At 35.2% G+C, this 1,100-nt stretch carries 1 pseudogene; it reads left to right on the forward strand.

From position 1 onward, the window contains the following. Window positions 1-303 (forward strand): annotated as a pseudogene (locus TY19_RS11040) (integrase core domain-containing protein); the annotation flags it as partial. Window positions 304-1,100: the final 797 nt, after the last annotated feature.

Below are 1,100 nucleotides of genomic sequence, written 5' to 3' on the forward strand. Positions count from 1 at the left end.
AGGCCAGCATGCATATTAAGCGATAATGGGACGGAATTTACGAGTAATGCTATTTTGAAGTGGTCATGGGATAACAAAATTAGCTGGAAGTATATTCAACCTGGTAAACCAATGCAAAATGGTTATATTGAGAGTTTCAATGGAAAGCTTCGTGATGAATGCTTAAATGAAAATTGGTTTTTAAATGTTAAAGATGCTCGTAGCACGATTGAAAAGTGGCGCGAAGACTATAATGAGTATCGTCCTCATACAAGTTTAAAGGGTYTAAGCCCAAAACAATTTATTAGAAGTTTAAGTGAAAATAACAATAAATTAATTGCTTGAATCTCTATTTAACTCTGGATGGAATCAGGGGGCAAGGTCAAATTTATTATTGGAAACTTCAAAATCAAGAGAATGTTCAAAAATCTCTTACTCTCTTTAGTATTGTCCTAAAAATTCTGATGTATAACATAACTTCACTTGTCGGTATGTCATATTCATAATCTTTACCAATCTTGGATATTTCCCAAGCCAAGCAAATACCTACTCAACCACACAAAGGTTTAGTCAATATTTTAAAGCTCTTATCTATGCGTTTGACGACTTTCAAAGACAGCCAAAGAAATCTTTACGTCATCTCCTGTACATTTACCAACAACCCAAATGATCTTCATTTTTCTCTTTGAATTCTTCCAGTTATCCAAAAGGCCCTGCACCCCCTTCTCTATCTTCGAGATTGGCAGCTGTCACAAACGCACGAGCTATTAGCCTTCATTATCAACCAATATATGTCGCTTTCAAGCTTTAATTTTCTTTCTGCCATCGAAGCTTTTGAAATTCCCTTTTTTGTCGTTTTCACTGATTGACTGTCGGTTACCCCTCCAGAAGGATCTTCATTTCTATCTAGCTTTTGCCGAAGCTTCTTTTATAGAATATCATTCATTTTTTAAAAGACCTTAGTATGCTCATTTCAAGAACTGCACGTAAATGCTTCTCCAAGGGGGAAATCCTAGGAGATATGTCCAGTAATTACTGCATTCAATATTTCTCTTTTAAAAACTTTAAGAAGAAATGCTCCCCTTTAGATATCTTTGTCTGGAATAGAGACTCGATTGAAT

The organism is Candidatus Protochlamydia sp. R18 (assembly GCF_000648255.1).
GTDB classification, from domain to species: Bacteria; Chlamydiota; Chlamydiia; order Chlamydiales; family Parachlamydiaceae; genus Protochlamydia; species Protochlamydia amoebophila.